Below are 15,613 nucleotides of genomic sequence, written 5' to 3'. Positions count from 1 at the left end.
ACACAGATTGTACTAGCCCGTTGCAAATTTGTAGCTTCCGTGATACAAAAAACCGTCAGTTCGAGTTTTTTCAGAAGGAAAAAGTATCGAGAACAAGGGTTTTATTTTAAAATTCCAATTCTCGATATAATTTTTCAGGGTATAACCCTAAAAAACCACTCGAATTGACGAATTATTATCAACATGCGACTTGGGTTGCACTCCTGTTTTTTCAGTGCATCCTTAGCGTTGGAATTGCCCAGAAAAATACCGGTATTCACTCCCATAACGATTATGAACAACGAATTCCCTTTTGGGGTGCTTTTTCCGCTGGCGCGAAATCCATTGAAGCAGATGTGTTCTTAGTTGAAGGCAAGCTTTTTGTGGCCCATGAAGAAGAAAATATCCTTCCTGAAAGAACCTTGGAAACTGTCTATTTGCTACCGCTACAAAGAGCAAATCAAATGTATGGGCAAGAATCTTTGGATTTTCAATTGATGATTGATGTTAAGTCGGAAGCCTATACATCACTTAAGGCTATCGTTGAGCTTTTGGAAAAATACAAGTCTTATTTAAAGCCTTACAACAAAACAGGAGTTTCCATTATTATCTCTGGAAATCGTCCTCATGAGACGGACTATGCCAACTATCCGGATTTTATCCTGTTTGATTGTCAAGACATTTCAGGAATGCCAGAACAGATGTGGCCTAAAGTGGCTATGATCAGCACCAGTTTTAGGAATTTCTCCAAGTGGAACGGGAAAGAAGGCATTTCGGAAAAGGATGAAAAAAAGGTGAACGGATTTGTGGAAGCTGCCCGTAAGTTTTCTAAACCTATTCGTTTTTGGGCAACACCTGATACAGAAAACGCTTGGGATCAATTAATATCTTGGGGAGTAAACTATATCAACACGGATAAACCGGAGGAGGTACAGGCCTATCTTAAAAAGAAAGTGCCGTCCCAACATAGATAAATTAAGGTTCCCGCTATTAAAAATTGACCCTAAAACTAACATTTGGGGTAAGGCCCAAGGAGATATTTTCAACCGTTTCAACCTGATTCTCTTCCGTGAGGCGGTAGTATTTGTTCAAACTGTTTTTTCGATTGGTCATGTTCAGCAAGGACACGCCTGCATTGGCTTTTATTCTTTGGCTGATATTGAACTTGTAGATTGCTGATGCATCCATCCTAAAATAATCGTCCAATCTACTGCTGTTGGGTTCCTTGTAGTTGACTTGGGCAGGAAAAACAGAAGTGTCCACTGCCAAATCCCCATCTTGGGGCTCCGTAAAGGGCTTTCCGGACCTATAATTGATTCCAAGACTCAATTTTAGGTTGTTGTAGGTGTAGGTCCCTGCAAAGGTGAGGGTGTGCCTAATATCCAGGTTGTTGGGGAAACTGTTGGGTACAATGGCCTCAAATGTATAATCGTTTTTGTTGTAAGTATAGCTTAACCATGTGCTGTAGTTGTTTCCTTTTTTGTTGACCAAAAATTCCACACCCTTAACATCATAGCTCCCAATTTCTCCATCAAACTGGTTTTGGTTTTGAAACCCTTGGGTACTGGTACTGATCCCATCCACTTTTTTATAGAAACCGTCCAAACCAATATAGAACTTATTGGTGTCGTAGTTGATGCCTATGGACCCTTGCTTACTTTGCGTAATGGGCAAGGTGTCATCATCAGATAAAATCCAGCGTCGTTTTTCTATTCCAAGAAAGTTTTGTTCCAGGTCGATCACCTGATTGGTTGATTGACTTTTAAATTCACCGAGAGCCTCTATCCTAAAATTTGGAGCAAAGGCGTAGCTCAGATTTAATCGGGGTTCCACCAAAAATTTGGTAAAGGTTCCCAGATTTTCCATATAGTTTAAGCGCACTCCTGCTCTCCCAGCAAATTTTAGATCATCAGTTTTGTAGCCAACCCCTGAATAAGGTGCATGTATTCGAACAACTCCTTTGATTTCGCTGCTAAAAGCAGGTTGGTTGATTATGGTGGTATTGGCAATTCCCGTTTCTATATATTGATAACCGTTGTTCCACTCAAAGTTATCCGTCAGTTTGTACTTGGTGTCCAGTTTAAGAGCGGTCTCCAACACTTCGTTCCGTTGCAACAACAGCTGTATTTGGTTGGCAAAAATGCTCTCGGCATCCAAAACATACTTGGTGTAATACAGGTTTAGATTGGATGTGAAATTATTGGTCCAATCGCTATGCAATTGCCCCCCAACAGAAATGTTGGTCTGATCCAGGATACTGTTGGTACTCTCAGCATCGGTAAGGTTGGTTTCCGTATAATCTAAATTGTTGGCCATACCGATAAAATTTAGGCGTAGCTGGTGATAATCATTGATGTCATAAAGCAGTTTGCCCGTAAAATCATAAAAGAAGAAATTTTCGTTGCGAAGAATTTCATCATCTATAACCACATTGTTTGCATTGGTGACCTCACTGTCCTGGAAAGCCCTGTCGAAAAATTTGTTGTAGGTAGGGGTGTTCAAAAAGTCGGTAGTGGAACGTCGTGCGGAAAATTGGAATCCAAGTTTACCGGTTATAGGGATTTGACCATAGATGTCCCCGCTAATAAAGTTAAAGCCCGCCCCGCCTACAAAATAGTCCGTAAGCTCATTGCTGGTTTCCATTTGTATTACACTGCTTACCCCATCTCCAAATGCTGAGGGCGTGCCATTTTTGAAAACGGTGATTTTATCCGTGAGATATGGATTAAAGGCCGAAATCAAGCCAAAAAAATGCCCCGATTGGTACATTTTGATACCATTCCACAAAATTAGGTTTTGGTCATTGGTACCTCCACGAACGTTGATGTCCGATACGGTCTCATCAATACTCTTAATTCCTGGAAGCGCTTGCACGGTTTGTAGAATGTCTGGTTCTATCAAGCCTGGCAAAATGCCAAAATCTGCCGTGTTTAGGGTGATGCTGGCATCCGTTTCCTTGATAATACCCGTGGTAAGGAACTGGTAAACCACCACTTCTTGGAGTTGCTCGTAATGCTGAGCCAACAAGATTTTGGGGCAACCGCCTTTTTTCATCAACTCCTCAACGGTTATGTATCTGGTGTTAAAGCCCAAATATCGAATTTTAAGGGTTGCATTTCTGGGAATATCGGTTAACAGAAATGAGCCATCAGGGTTTGTAGCCTGGGCAATTTCGGTTCCAAAGACCTCTACTGTGGCACCCGGGACGTTGTTTTCTGCAAAATTGTCCAAAACCTGTCCGCAAACACGAACCAAGGTGCTTTTGGTAAGCGTGTAATAACGGTCGTTAAGCTTTTGGGATTTTATTTGGAGCTCGGAACCAATGAAATCCAGGATATCCTGTAAAGCCACCAGATTGGAGGGAACAGTGATGGTAATGCCTTCCAAGTCCTCATGGATATAGGAAAACTTAATGTCAAACTTCTCTTCAAGGGTCTTGATATAGGCCACAAGGGTTGCAGGTGTTCCCGATTCTACCTGTGCACTAAGATTTGGGGTCAGGAGAAGTATAAACACCAAGAAGAGGCCTAATTGGCTGCTAAGGAGTCTTTTCAGCATAGAAAAGTACATTATCGCCCTCAAGTTTGTAATTCATTCGAGATGGGGTGCTAATACTTTTTAACGCCATATTTAAGTCTGTGTTGCTAAAAGTTCCTGTAAATAACAGATTCTTATCAACATTTTGTGTTTTTACCTTGATATTGAACTGGCGCTCCAGTTCGCCAAGTACAAATTCCAATGGAATGCGCTCAAAGGAGCTTTCGTTGTTAACCCAGCTAGGCTGTGCGGTAATGGGTTTTGGAGCATCCACTATTTGACCCCCGATTACCACAAATGAACTACCTGCAGGCAACTGGGTTTCCTTGTTGTTGTAGGTCACACTGACCAAGCCTTCAAAACAGGTTACTTCAAAAAAGTCTTCCCTGTTTTCCACATTGAATTGGGTACCCAGGACGGCCACTGTTCCATGATCTGTGGAAACCGTGAATTTTTTTCCTTTGGCCACCTTAAAGAATGCCTCACCCTTAAGGGCTACATTTCTTTCCTCATCCCAATTTTTTTCGCTGTAAGAAATTCTGGAGTCCGCATTTAAAAGGATTTCCGAATTGTCCGGAAGAATTACTTCAGTACGCTCCGCCAACTGTGTGCTAACGGATTCATCCAAAGTGTTTACATAGAAATAAGAACCTGTCAACAAAATAGCAATGGCCGCTGCCACACGCAAGAACTTCTTAAACGGGTGCAGGGCAACCACTTTTGGGGCGGCCCCAATGCGCTCGTCCATAAGCTTTTGAAAAGCTTGGTCCGCATTGAATTCAGGAGCTTCCATGGTACTGGAAACCTCCTTGAGCTTATTGTAGGAAGCATAGGCATCGGACTTTTTAAACTCCGATAGCTCCGCTTCAGAAAGCTCTCCGCTAAGCCATTTTGCCAAATAATTTTCTTGCATGATTTCTATGCTTTACACATTAATAACAACTCACTTCCAATTTACCCTACTTTTTCAATTAACAATGATCAATGGGCAATGTACAATGAAACTGTCTCCCGACTTTGAGAACCCCAAATTTTTCATTTTTCATTTTCCATTTTCATTCTTAATTATACATTGGTCACTGCTCCTTGTAATTAGATTCCATCAATCTGCTCCCTAAGGGTTTTTAGTGCCAAGTGCATCCGTTTTTCTATGGCCTTTACGCTCACCCCTTCCATTTCTGCAATTTCGGCGTATTTTTTACCATCTATTCGATTCAATAAAAAGGTGGTGCGCTGGTTTTCAGGCAAATCGTTCAGGGCTTTGTCCAATTTTTCCTTGTACTGTTGTTCCTCCATCAAGAACTCAGGGGATTCATTGGAGTGTTCCAAAGTGGGGGCAGCGTACTTCAACCGCACCTTTTCGGCTTTGAGCACATTTAAATATAGATTGTTGGCCACGGTATATAAATAGGACTTGGCCTTCTCCGGAACCACCTTGGCGCAATTCTCCCAAAGCTTCACAAAAGCCTCCTGCACAGCATCATGCGCCTTCTCCTCATTGCCAAACTTATAATATATATAGTTGAATACCGTTTTGGAATTAGCCTTGAAAACGGAGCTAAAAACCTGCTCTTCGCAAACGTTGTCCATTTAGGAGGTTTAGTTTTGACCAAAGATATTTGAAAAAAAACAAAGATGAAGTAGGGTTTTTTATCGGTGAGTTGTTTTATGATTGAATTCTAACTAAAAATCCAAATCGTTATGAAAAAGTTGATAAACTTAATGTATGCCGGCTTTGTGCTAATGGCCCTTACATTTACCTCCTGTCAAGATGAGTTTGAAGAGGTGACAGGTGGTACGGAAAATGAGACCATCCAAGCTAATTCTTCCACGGCCTTGTTAATAGAGAAAACATCTTCCAATGATGGTTCTTATGACAATATTGTGGATGGTGCCAGTTGTATAGCACTTAAGTTTCCTTACACCGTTGAAGTAAACGGTATAGAAGTTAGCATTGATTCCCGTGAAGATCTTCACACTATTGAAGATATTTTTGATGAAGTGGATATTGATGATGATATCCTGGAAATTATTTTCCCTATTACAATTACCCTAGCTGATTTTACCGAAGTAGTTATCGAGAACATTGAACAACTTCGTGAGTTGGCTGCCGAATGTAAGGAAGGTGGAGATGATGATGACATTGAATGTATAGACTTTGTATATCCTATTACCTTGTACACTTTTGATATCAATGTGCAGCAGACCGGTGAAGTCACCGTTGAGAGTGATGAGCAGTTGAGAAGGTTCTTTGCTGGATTGGAAGGTGACGCCCTTGTGAGCATTCAGTTCCCTATTACTTTGAAAAAATATGACGGTACCGAAATCGTTGTGGACAGCAACGCAGAATTGGCCCGAGCATTGGAATTGGCCAAAGATGAGTGTGATGAGGATGACGACAATGATTATAATGATGACGATTTTGATGAAGAAAGGTTCGATTTCTGTTTGACCCAATGCCCATGGAAAGTAATGGAGGTTGTTCGGGATGAAGTGAACCAGACCGATCAGTACTATGCCCGTATCATGATATTCAATGAAAATGGTACCGTAAGTGTTTCCGATGGAAGTGGGAATATGGTAGAAGGAACTTGGAGCAGTAGTTTTACTGATCGTGGACCGCTATTGACCTTGGAGTTTGAAACATTGGTTGACTTTAACTTGGAGTGGCTAGTGTACGAAATTGGTGATCATACCATCAAATTGTACAATGAGAACGGTAACAAGATCATTCTTAAGCAACTTTGTGAAGATGACCTACCAGGACCTGATACCTTGCGCGAAATCTTGAAGGAGTGCGAGTGGATCATTAAAAAAGTGAAAAACCAAGGTGAGGAAATTGACAGATTGCTAGGTTGGGAATTTAAGTTCCATGCCGAAGGTGTTGTAACCTTGAGCAACGGAATAAACACCTCAGAGGGAACTTGGGACATTGGACTTAACAGCGAATTGGTACTCTCCTTGATGATTACCATGGGCGATGAGCCAGGAGTAAGTTTTGAGTGGCCGCTTAGGGACCTGGATGATCACCGACTTAAATTTGACGTTGAAGAAGTGGGTTATGAGTTGACGTTACTCCGAGTGTGTGACGATAATGCCAACGACGGAGATGTTACCGAAATCAGAAGTGCCATGAAGGATGGTACTTGGGTAGTGGCCCTGTACGAAGAAGACGACATGAACAAGACGGAGGATTTTGCTGGTTTGGACTTCTACTTCAATGAAATGCATCAGGTAAACGTGGACGAAAACGACAATCCAATCATCCAAGGTGTTTGGAGAGTTTTAAGAGGAGATGATAACTATTTAAAATTCTTCCTCAGCTTTGATCACGATGGTAAATTCAATGACATTACCGATGATTGGTATATTGAATCCGTGACTGCCGGTCGTATTGAGCTGGTACACGAAGATGAAAATTCGACTGAAACTTTAGTTTTCGAGAAATTATAAGATTTTCCCCTATCTTTTTTTGAAAAGGACGGCTCTCCCCAAAGCCGTCCTTTTCTTTTTATTCTTAAATTTGTCCCTCCTTTAAAATGACGGGAACACATGTTCGATAATTTAAGTGAAAAGCTGGATAAGGCACTTCACGTCCTAAAGGGACGTGGCCAAATAACCGAGATCAATATAGCGGAAACGGTTAAGGAGGTCCGTAGGGCCTTGTTGGATGCCGATGTCAATTTTAAGATTGCCAAGGAGTTTACCAATAAAGTACGGGAAAAGGCCTTGGGGCAAAACGTGTTGACCACCTTGCAGCCAGGCCAGCTCATGGTTAAGATCGTTAAGGATGAGCTTACCCAATTGATGGGAGGTGATGCTGAGGAAATTGATTTGTCCGGGAACCCTTCTGTGGTACTAATGTCCGGTTTACAAGGTTCGGGTAAAACCACCTTTTCTGGAAAATTGGCCAATTATCTTAAAAATAAGAAGAGCAAAAAGCCGCTATTGGTCGCCTGTGATGTATATCGTCCTGCAGCTATAGACCAGCTGCATGTGGTTGGGGAGCAAATCGGTGTGGAGGTATATTCTGACCGGGAGAATAACGACCCTGTGGCCATCGCCAAGGCTGGGGTAAAGCATGCCAAATCCGTTGGTTGCAATGTGGTGATCATTGATACCGCAGGTCGTTTGGCCGTGGACGAGCAAATGATGACCGAGATTGCCAATATTCATAAGGCCATTGAACCCCAGGAAACACTTTTTGTGGTCGATTCCATGACAGGACAGGATGCTGTGAACACTGCAAAAGCATTTAATGACATCCTTAATTTTGATGGGGTTATTTTGACCAAGTTGGATGGTGATACCCGCGGTGGTGCAGCCATATCCATTAAGTCTGTTGTAGATAAGCCCATCAAATTTATCGGTACAGGGGAAAAGATGGAAGCCATTGATGTTTTCCACCCTTCACGTATGGCCGATAGGATTCTGGGGATGGGGGATGTGGTTTCCCTTGTGGAACGGGCCCAGGAGCAATTTGATGAGGAGCAAGCACGGAAAATCCAAAAGAAAATAGCCAAGAACCGCTTCGGTTTTGACGATTTTCTGAGTCAGATCCAACAAATCAAGAAAATGGGTAACATGAAGGACCTCATGGGAATGATCCCTGGAGCAGGAAAGGCTTTAAAAGGGTTGGATATCGATGATGATGCGTTTAAGCATATAGAGGCTATCATCCATTCCATGACCCCAGATGAGCGATCTACCCCTTCAAAATTAAATGCAAGCCGTAAAAAGCGAATTGCGGCTGGTAGCGGACGTACCATACAAGAAGTCAACCAGTTGTTGAAACAATTTGAGCAGATGAGCAAAATGATGAAGATGATGCAAGGTGGGGGCGGTAAAAAGATGATGCAGATGATGCAGAACATGCGATAACTTTTAAACACCAAACACCAAACACCAAACACCAAACACCAAACACCAAACACCAAACACCAATAACCAACCCATGGAAATCCTTGATGGAAAAAAAGTATCCAACCAAATAAAAGACGAAATAGCCGTTGAAGTGGCCCAAATGAAGGAACGGGACGAAAAAGTACCGCATTTGGCTGCAGTTTTGGTAGGAAATGATGGTGCTAGCCTTACCTACGTAGGGAGTAAAGTGCGCTCCTGCAAAAAAATTGGCTTTGAGTCCACTTTGATCCATCTTCCGGAAGAAACCTCAGAAGAAGAATTGTTGGGTCAGGTTCAAGCACTCAACGCAAACCCTGACATTGACGGATATATAGTTCAATTGCCCCTCCCAAAACATATAGATGAGCAAAAAGTGCTTATGGCCGTAGATCCAGATAAGGATGTGGATGGTTTTCATCCCACCAACTTTGGAAAAATGGCCCTGGATATGGAATCGTTCATTCCCGCAACCCCTTTTGGTATCATGGAGCTGTTGCGCAGGTATGACGTGGATACCTCGGGCAAGCATACCGTTGTTATTGGAAGAAGCCACATCGTGGGTAGGCCTATCAGTATTTTGATGAGCCAAAAAGGAAAGGCAGCTGATTCCACCGTAACCATTACCCATAGTAGAACCAAGGATTTAAAGAGTCTTACCCTTCAAGCGGACATTGTGGTTTCGGCACTTGGTGTTCCCAATTTCCTGAAAGCCGATATGGTCAAAGATGGGGTGGTCATTATTGACGTAGGAATAACCCGGGTTCCTGATGAATCTAGGGAGCGTGGTTATTACATTACCGGTGATGTGGACTTTGATGGGGTTAGTCAAAAGGCTTCCTATATTACCCCCGTACCTGGTGGGGTAGGACCAATGACCATTGCCATGTTGCTCAAAAACACCTTATTGGCAAGGGAAAGACATCAAAGCAAGGGCTAATCAACCCAAACTTCTACTTCTCTCCTGAACTTGCGTTTGGACTTGAGTTTGATCTTGAATCTGGTTTTCTTCCTCATCCGGAGTCAAAAAATCCAAATCATTGTCACCTTCATCGTTGGTGCAACTTGAAAGGGCCAGGGAAGAAAAAAGAAGCGTGATAAACAACAGAACAGTTTTCATAATTCACGATTTGGGCTCAAAAAATGCCTGTTCAACTTAAAATATAACGGATTGTCCTGGCCAATCTTATTTTTTCAAGCATTTATTCGATAAATTGTATGCAAATCAACTAAGATGTCTGGCACAACTAGAAACAAAATTGCATGGGTTGTATTTGCCTTTTTGGCCATAGGAGTAGGATTTTATCCCATTTTGTATTGGGTAACCTCAGAACCTTTTGGCCTTTTATTGGGCAAAGCTCCGGCACTTTTGGAAAGCCATCTTTGGAACATTGGGTTTTACGGCCATATCACCTTTGGTGGGATAGCCCTTTTGACTGGATGGTCGCAGTTCAGCAAAAAGTTAAGATCTCGGAAATTAAAGCTTCATAGAAACTTGGGTAAAATCTACGTGATTTCTGCGTTGATCAGTGGGGTTTGCGCAGTTTATATTGGATTTTATGCTACCGGTGGGTGGATTACATCTTTGGGTTTTATTGGCTTGGGATTGGTCTGGTTGTATACAACCTTCAAAGCTTATCTTGCGGTTAGGGCCAAAGATTTGGGGTTGCATCAGGGCATGATGATTTACAGCTACGCAGCCTGTTTTGCGGCAGTTACTTTGCGTATCTGGTTACCACTTTTGACTCTGGCTTTCGGAGAGTTCTTAATTGCCTATAAAATTGTGGCTTGGCTATGCTGGGTACCCAACATATTTTTCGCCTATTTCTGGGTTCGGAAAAAGGGAATTTCCCTGGTCTAACCAATTAAGGCTCCAAAATTTTAAGTTTGATATTACGGAAATCTATAGGTTGTCCTTCACTTTGAAGTGCAATAAACCCTTCTTTTAAAGGCTTTCCGTCAATTTTTATGCTTTCGTCATACCTATTGGCAACCCCACCACCTATTTGAGGATGGGTATATTCCAATACCTTTTCCCCATTTATGATGTGCGTGACCAATGAATCCCCGCGTACAATGAGCTCTGCCTTGACCCACTCATTGGGTTTGTAGGTCTTGCTGGTGGAGCTAATACAATGCCTTGGATCTATTTTTCCTTCAAAAACAACATCAGTGCCTGGGGAGCACATGTTTCCTGTGGGTCTGGCTTCCCCTTCATTGACTTCGGCAAGAAACTGCATCTCTACCGAAATGGGCCAATCCTGTTCCTTGGGCATCGTCCCGGGATCTTGGGAATGGAACATAAGTCCGCTATTAAGCACGGTATAACTTGGGGCGGTATCGTACCATGGGCTGGCAAAACGATACTCCATGCTAAGATGGTAATGGGAATAGGGGGTATTGTAATATAAATGCCCGTAACGCTCATTAAAGTCCCCCTCGTAATTATCATAACGCACTTTGATCATCCCATCCTCTACCCGGAAGGTATCCCCAAAATTATCCCCCACTTCGTAGTGATGGATTTTAACCGTCCAGTCTTCAATATCCTCACCGTTGAACAAATGAACCCAGGGATCTTCCGTTTGTGTTTGAATTTGCTCTTCGTGTTGTGCTTTGTCCGCTGTTTTGGGTTTGCAATTCAATAACAATATACAAACAGCCAGCATGGAAGCTGGAAAGACAAGATGTTTTAATCGGTTGGTCATGGAAATGGTTTTAGTTATTTTGCGAAAAGTTGAGACATATCCTTAAAGGCCTTAAACTCCAAGGCGTTTCCGGCTGGGTCTAAAAAAAACATAGTTGCTTGTTCACCCACCTCCCCTTTAAATCGGACATAGGGTTCAATAATGAAATCCACCCCTTTTTGTTTCAATGTGTTGGAGAAGCTTTCAAAGACTTCCCAAGGCAATACCACACCGTAGTGCGGAACAGGCACGTTTTTGCCATCCACCGGGTTGGTGTGTAAAGATGACTCGGATTTTGGTTTGTAATGAATGACCAATTGGTGACCAAAAAGATTAAAATCTACCCAATGGTCACTGCTTCGTCCTTCTTCGCAACCTAAAACCTCTCGATAAAAGGTTCGACATTCCGCAAGATTATGAACGGGAATGGCAAGGTGAAATGGTGTGATGTAATGCATAAGCAATAAAAGTAAAGTGCATTGGCCAACCGTGCAAATTGAATTGGAGTTTAGAAGCCCATCAACAGCTAATTCCAAGATTCTATAACATTCATGGTTTATGATGTGTTGGTGGTATAAAAAAATTCGCACATCACGCAATTGTGTTTACCTTTAGTAGCTGTCACTATAACCAATTGAATTACAAATTAAAATGAAGAAAATTGCCGTTCTGGTATCGCTACTGATTGTAGGTGCCTGTAAAGAGGGAAGTAAAGCTGTTGCTGAAAAAGCGGATGTCAAGGAAACCAATTCAACATCCGATGAGTGGATCTATCTTTTTGATGGAACCAGTACCGAAGGTTGGCGTGCATATAACGGGGATGCACTCCCTCCGGGTTGGACCATTAAGGACAGTACACTGACATTTGACACAGAACTCGGCCTGGAACAGGACTATAAAGGGGGCAAGGACATTATTTACGGTGCCGAGGAGTTCGATAATTTTGAACTTTATCTGGAATGGAAAATCCCAGAAGGTGGTAATAGCGGAATCTTTTATCACGTTAAGGAAGGTTATGATGGTCCACCGGTAGTTTCACCTGAATATCAACTTATCGATGATGAAAATTATGCCAAAATACACGATTTGACCGGTTACAACTCCCAGTTTGGAGCCGAACACCCAGAATTGTTGCAGGACTGGCAAAAAACCGGTGCCGATTATGCCATGCATGTTGCGGATGAGTCCCAAAAAGTATTGAATCCGGTTGGGGAATGGAATTCCTCCAAAATTGTGTTCACCCCAGAAAAAGTGGAACATTGGCTCAATGGTAAAAAGTTGTTGGAATTTCAACCTTGGTCCGAGGATTGGAACAAAAAGAAAAACTCAGGAAAGTGGGATAACGCCCCCGACTACGGAAAATACAAAAAGGGCTATATAGCCTTGCAGGATCATTCCAGTCCCATATGGTTCAAGAATATTAAAATCAAAAAGCTGTAATGACGACCATTGGAAGAATAGTTTCTTTGGGAATATTGTGCTGTCTTTTTGCGCAATTTCCCTGCAATGCCCAAAAGCAAGCAACAAAAGATGAGGGTTTTGTGGAACTTTTCAATGGCAAAAATCTGGACGGGTGGATTGGAAACAAACAGTCCTATCGTGTTGAAAATGGCTATATTGTAGTTGACCCAAGTGGGGGAGGAAGTGGAGGAAATCTACTGACCGAAGATGAGTACAGGGATTTTGTGTTCAAATTTGAATTTCAGTTGACCCCGGGGGCAAACAATGGATTGGGCATTCATGCACCTTTGGAAGGCGATGTGGCCTACGTTGGGAAAGAGCTCCAAATATTGGACAACACAGCAGAAAAATACGCCAGTTTACAGCCCTATCAATATCACGGGTCGGTTTACGGGGTTATCCCGGCTAAACGCGGTTTTCTAAAACCCGTGGGTGAATGGAATGTTCAGGAAGTAACCGTCAATGGTCCAAAAATCAAGGTGGTACTCAATGGAAGTATTATTGTTGATGCGGATTTGCAGGAGGCTGCCAAAAATGGAACCTTGGATAAAAAAGACCATCCCGGTTTGAAAAGGGACATAGGACATATCGGGTTTTTAGGACATGGGGATGTTGTTCGCTTTAGAAATATTAAAATCAAAGAATTACCATCAAAAAAATAATTTATAAAAGTATAATATGAGTAAGAAGACATCAAATCAGGATAGGAGGGATTTTCTGAAGAAAAGTGGTGTGGGAGCCCTGGGTTTATTGGCAGCACCTTCCGTTCTAAGTGCCCATGAGAAATTAAGAGCAATAAAGCCGGATGGCCGGATTAGGACAGCGCATATTGGAGTGGCCAATATGGGAGCTGCGGACCTCAATGATATTTCATCGCACCCACAAGTGGATGTGGTGGCACTTTGTGATGTTGATGCCATTAATTTATCTACGGCACGAAAGCAACATCCCAAAGCCCGCGTATTTTTTGATTACCGTGTGATGTTGGATGAGATGGCGGATGATATTGATGCGGTCATCGTTTCCACACCGGACCATACCCATGCTCCTGCCTCATTGTTGGCCATGGAGAAGGACAAGCACGTCTATTGTCAAAAACCATTGACCCACTATGTCTCCGAATCCAGGGCGATGAAGAAAATGGCTGAGGACAAAGGTCTGGTCACCCAAATGGGGATACAAGTACATTCGTTCTACGATTATAAATTGGCCACCTTGCTGATTCAGGATGGCATTATTGGTAAAGTACACACGGTTCATGCATGGAGCCCAAAATCTTGGGGCTATAATGGCGCCGAGCCAGAAGGGGAAGATCCCGTACCGGCACAGTTGGACTGGAACCTTTGGTTGGGTACTTCCGCAGAACGGCCCTACAAGGAAGGATACTACCATCCAGGGAACTGGCGAAAACTAATGGACTATGGATGCGGTACCTTGGGCGACATGGGGGTTCATATTTTTGACACCCCTTATAATGCGCTGAATTTGGATGTACCCATGACCATTAAAAATGAATGCCGTGAACCGAACGGTTTTGGGTATCCGGAAAACAATACGGTCACCTATGAGTTTCCAGGAACCGAATACACTGGAAAAACCTTAAAATGGATTTGGTATGATGGTCCGGGAATGCCTCCTGCCCATGAAGATTTGGTGCTTCCAGGGGCAAAGACCGCGGGAAAAAAGAAGCAAACTGTAAAAAACAACAATTCCTTGGATGCTGGGGTAGCTGCAGAAGGCCAATTGCCGGAGCAAGGTGCCATGTTTGTGGGAACAAAAGGGCGTTTGTTATTGCCCCATTTTATGCAGTTGCCCAGAAAAATTGTTCGGGGCAAATATGTTGACATTTCCAAGGAAATTGCGAAGCAAAATCTGGGAGAGCCTATTAGAAACTACACCAGCGAAGGCCCCAAGCACTATCACCAGTTTATTGATGCCTGCTTGGGCAAGGACAAATGCACGGCTCCTTTTGAGTATGCCGCACGTTTGACCGAAACCATTCTTCTGGGTGTTATTGCCGGTCGTTTTCCGAATCAAACCCTACATTGGGACAGTGCAAAGGCTAAATTTGCTGAGGAAGAAGCCAATCAATATTTGGCTGGGGAGTACAGAAAGTTCTAGTTCACCCATTAAAAAATTTCAAAATCCCAAATGCAAAAGTGTTTGGGATTTTTTTGCGGTACACGTTAGGCCACAAGAAAGTTGATGATTTCATCATTGACCTCTTCTTGGTGCATGGAATGTCCTAAACCTTCTGTGCTTATTAATTTATTTCCCTTCCAGGATGCATGGACTTGTTTGGAGGCATGGTATGGTGCTACCATATCCAATTTATCATGAAAGAGCAGCCCTTTTTTAGTATTGGTCTTTGCAAATTTTGAAGTGGAAAAATCCCTGATTTGAAATCCAAAACGATTACGGATATAGTTGTCCAATACTCCCATAAATCGGTTGTTGAATTTCAAAATATCCTGGTACTGCTGCATGATTTCATGAAACTCCGAAGGAGCACCGATCACCACCATTTTTTCAACACCGGGGTTTGGGTTTTTATACTCGTTGTACATCAAGGTCATGCCACCTACGGAATGTCCTACAAGATATTTGGGATCATACTTTTTAACCATATGATGAAGAGCCTGTTCATATAGAGGCACATATAGAAGTTTGCCGGTAGAGTACCCGTGGGATGGGGCATCAAAAGCCACGATGTTAAAATCAGCCTCTTTAAGTTTTTGTATAAGGTTGCGCCACCTAAAAGTGTTGCTTTCCCATCCATGGACCAAAAGAACGGTTTCCTTATTGCCTGGCCAATGATACGACTGAAGCTGGTGTCCCGCTACCTGCTCAATTTCCAACTTGGCATCGTCCAAATAGTCTTTTTGTTGGGGCAAAACCCTGCCCTTTCTAACGGTACAAAAAAGATTGAAGGCTTTATGGGCCATTTTTTTAGGTAGGATCAATGAAGAAATATTAAAATATTGACCGTAGGCTAAGGGAACTATTTTGGCAATCAGTTTTTTCATGACGGTTACTTTTTGTAACTTACT

The 15,613-nt window shown here is 42.6% G+C and carries 15 protein-coding genes; 8 read left to right on the top strand and 7 right to left on the bottom strand.

The window, feature by feature from the left end:
- The first annotated feature begins 164 nt into the window (after positions 1-164).
- A complete protein-coding gene (locus ACO6S0_RS13330; protein ID WP_422348852.1) occupies positions 165-953 on the top strand; it encodes a phosphatidylinositol-specific phospholipase C/glycerophosphodiester phosphodiesterase family protein in 789 nt (262 codons plus the stop codon).
- A 16-nt stretch (positions 954-969) separates the two neighbouring features.
- Here the strand turns inward: ACO6S0_RS13330 and ACO6S0_RS13325 are convergent, their stop codons facing one another.
- The 3 genes from ACO6S0_RS13325 to ACO6S0_RS13315 all read right to left on the bottom strand — a co-directional run bounded on the left by ACO6S0_RS13325 (position 970) and on the right by ACO6S0_RS13315 (position 5,106).
- Entirely contained in the window at positions 970-3,537 is a 2,568-nt protein-coding gene (locus ACO6S0_RS13325; protein ID WP_422348851.1) for a TonB-dependent receptor, read from the bottom strand.
- On the bottom strand, positions 3,518-4,429 hold the full coding sequence (locus tag ACO6S0_RS13320; protein ID WP_422348850.1) for a FecR family protein: 912 nt from the start codon (positions 4,427-4,429) through the stop codon (positions 3,518-3,520). The genes ACO6S0_RS13325 and ACO6S0_RS13320 overlap by 20 nt, the downstream gene beginning before the upstream one ends.
- 179 nt (positions 4,430-4,608) lie before the next feature.
- Entirely contained in the window at positions 4,609-5,106 is a 498-nt protein-coding gene (locus ACO6S0_RS13315) for an RNA polymerase sigma factor (RefSeq protein ID WP_138835116.1), read from the bottom strand.
- A 111-nt stretch (positions 5,107-5,217) separates the two neighbouring features.
- Here ACO6S0_RS13315 and ACO6S0_RS13310 point away from each other — a divergent pair, with 111 nt between their 5' ends.
- The 3 genes from ACO6S0_RS13310 (at position 5,218) to folD (ending at position 9,355) form a co-directional block, all read left to right on the top strand.
- Positions 5,218-6,969 (top strand): hypothetical protein, encoded by a 1,752-nt coding sequence (locus ACO6S0_RS13310; protein ID WP_422348849.1) that lies wholly within the window; start codon positions 5,218-5,220, stop codon positions 6,967-6,969.
- Between the two features lie 99 nt (positions 6,970-7,068).
- Positions 7,069-8,397, top strand: coding sequence for a signal recognition particle protein (gene ffh / locus ACO6S0_RS13305; RefSeq protein ID WP_422348848.1), 1,329 nt, complete (start codon positions 7,069-7,071; stop codon positions 8,395-8,397).
- A gap of 73 nt (positions 8,398-8,470) precedes the next feature.
- Positions 8,471-9,355: a bifunctional methylenetetrahydrofolate dehydrogenase/methenyltetrahydrofolate cyclohydrolase FolD gene (gene folD, locus ACO6S0_RS13300; RefSeq protein ID WP_422348847.1), complete on the top strand. Its 885-nt coding sequence runs from the start codon at positions 8,471-8,473 to the stop codon at positions 9,353-9,355.
- On the opposite strand, the gene ACO6S0_RS13295 is transcribed toward folD, so the two are convergent.
- On the bottom strand, positions 9,356-9,535 hold the full coding sequence (locus tag ACO6S0_RS13295) for a hypothetical protein (protein WP_422348846.1): 180 nt from the start codon (positions 9,533-9,535) through the stop codon (positions 9,356-9,358).
- A gap of 114 nt (positions 9,536-9,649) precedes the next feature.
- Here ACO6S0_RS13295 and ACO6S0_RS13290 point away from each other — a divergent pair, with 114 nt between their 5' ends.
- Entirely contained in the window at positions 9,650-10,276 is a 627-nt protein-coding gene (locus tag ACO6S0_RS13290) for a DUF2306 domain-containing protein (RefSeq protein WP_422348845.1), read from the top strand.
- Positions 10,277-10,280: 4 nt separating this feature from the next.
- Here ACO6S0_RS13290 and ACO6S0_RS13285 read toward each other — a convergent pair whose 3' ends face one another.
- A complete protein-coding gene (locus ACO6S0_RS13285) occupies positions 10,281-11,123 on the bottom strand; it encodes a 3-keto-disaccharide hydrolase (RefSeq protein WP_422348844.1) in 843 nt (280 codons plus the stop codon).
- A gap of 14 nt (positions 11,124-11,137) precedes the next feature.
- Positions 11,138-11,560, bottom strand: a complete 423-nt coding sequence (locus ACO6S0_RS13280; protein WP_422348843.1) for a VOC family protein — start codon at positions 11,558-11,560, stop codon at positions 11,138-11,140.
- A gap of 193 nt (positions 11,561-11,753) precedes the next feature.
- Between ACO6S0_RS13280 and ACO6S0_RS13275 the strand changes: the two genes are divergently transcribed.
- The 3 genes from ACO6S0_RS13275 to ACO6S0_RS13265 are packed head-to-tail and all read left to right on the top strand — an operon-like array spanning position 11,754 to position 14,684.
- Positions 11,754-12,542, top strand: a complete 789-nt coding sequence (locus tag ACO6S0_RS13275; protein ID WP_422348842.1) for a 3-keto-disaccharide hydrolase — start codon at positions 11,754-11,756, stop codon at positions 12,540-12,542.
- A complete protein-coding gene (locus tag ACO6S0_RS13270) occupies positions 12,542-13,225 on the top strand; it encodes a 3-keto-disaccharide hydrolase (RefSeq protein WP_422348841.1) in 684 nt (227 codons plus the stop codon). Before ACO6S0_RS13275 ends, ACO6S0_RS13270 begins: the two co-directional genes overlap by 1 nt.
- A 16-nt stretch (positions 13,226-13,241) precedes the next feature.
- Entirely contained in the window at positions 13,242-14,684 is a 1,443-nt protein-coding gene (locus ACO6S0_RS13265; protein WP_422348840.1) for a Gfo/Idh/MocA family protein, read from the top strand.
- Between the two features lie 65 nt (positions 14,685-14,749).
- Here ACO6S0_RS13265 and ACO6S0_RS13260 read toward each other — a convergent pair whose 3' ends face one another.
- The gene (locus tag ACO6S0_RS13260) at positions 14,750-15,589 is read right to left on the bottom strand and encodes an alpha/beta hydrolase (RefSeq protein ID WP_422348839.1); all 840 of its coding nucleotides are present in this window, start codon (positions 15,587-15,589) and stop codon (positions 14,750-14,752) included.
- Between the last annotated feature and the right edge of the window lie 24 nt (positions 15,590-15,613).

The organism is Flagellimonas sp. (assembly GCF_965233845.1).
Taxonomy (GTDB): Bacteria; Bacteroidota; Bacteroidia; order Flavobacteriales; family Flavobacteriaceae; genus Flagellimonas.
Note: the sequence above shows the minus strand (reverse complement) of the source record. Positions and strands in the feature narration are given on the sequence as shown.

Bases quoted from the DNA above. Each gene is read 5' to 3' on its own strand.
- ACO6S0_RS13325 (WP_422348851.1), bottom strand. From the start codon at position 3,537: ATGCTGAAAAGACTCCTTAGCAGCCAATTAGGCCTCTTCTTGGTGTTT.
- ACO6S0_RS13320 (WP_422348850.1), bottom strand. From the start codon at position 4,429: ATGCAAGAAAATTATTTGGCAAAATGGCTTAGCGGAGAGCTTTCTGAA.
- ACO6S0_RS13315 (WP_138835116.1), bottom strand. From the start codon at position 5,106: ATGGACAACGTTTGCGAAGAGCAGGTTTTTAGCTCCGTTTTCAAGGCT.
- ACO6S0_RS13310 (WP_422348849.1), top strand. From the start codon at position 5,218: ATGAAAAAGTTGATAAACTTAATGTATGCCGGCTTTGTGCTAATGGCC.
- ffh (WP_422348848.1), top strand. From the start codon at position 7,069: ATGTTCGATAATTTAAGTGAAAAGCTGGATAAGGCACTTCACGTCCTA.
- folD (WP_422348847.1), top strand. From the start codon at position 8,471: ATGGAAATCCTTGATGGAAAAAAAGTATCCAACCAAATAAAAGACGAA.
- ACO6S0_RS13295 (WP_422348846.1), bottom strand. From the start codon at position 9,535: ATGAAAACTGTTCTGTTGTTTATCACGCTTCTTTTTTCTTCCCTGGCC.
- ACO6S0_RS13290 (WP_422348845.1), top strand. From the start codon at position 9,650: ATGTCTGGCACAACTAGAAACAAAATTGCATGGGTTGTATTTGCCTTT.
- ACO6S0_RS13285 (WP_422348844.1), bottom strand. From the start codon at position 11,123: ATGACCAACCGATTAAAACATCTTGTCTTTCCAGCTTCCATGCTGGCT.
- ACO6S0_RS13280 (WP_422348843.1), bottom strand. From the start codon at position 11,560: ATGCATTACATCACACCATTTCACCTTGCCATTCCCGTTCATAATCTT.
- ACO6S0_RS13275 (WP_422348842.1), top strand. From the start codon at position 11,754: ATGAAGAAAATTGCCGTTCTGGTATCGCTACTGATTGTAGGTGCCTGT.
- ACO6S0_RS13270 (WP_422348841.1), top strand. From the start codon at position 12,542: ATGACGACCATTGGAAGAATAGTTTCTTTGGGAATATTGTGCTGTCTT.
- ACO6S0_RS13265 (WP_422348840.1), top strand. From the start codon at position 13,242: ATGAGTAAGAAGACATCAAATCAGGATAGGAGGGATTTTCTGAAGAAA.
- ACO6S0_RS13260 (WP_422348839.1), bottom strand. From the start codon at position 15,589: ATGAAAAAACTGATTGCCAAAATAGTTCCCTTAGCCTACGGTCAATAT.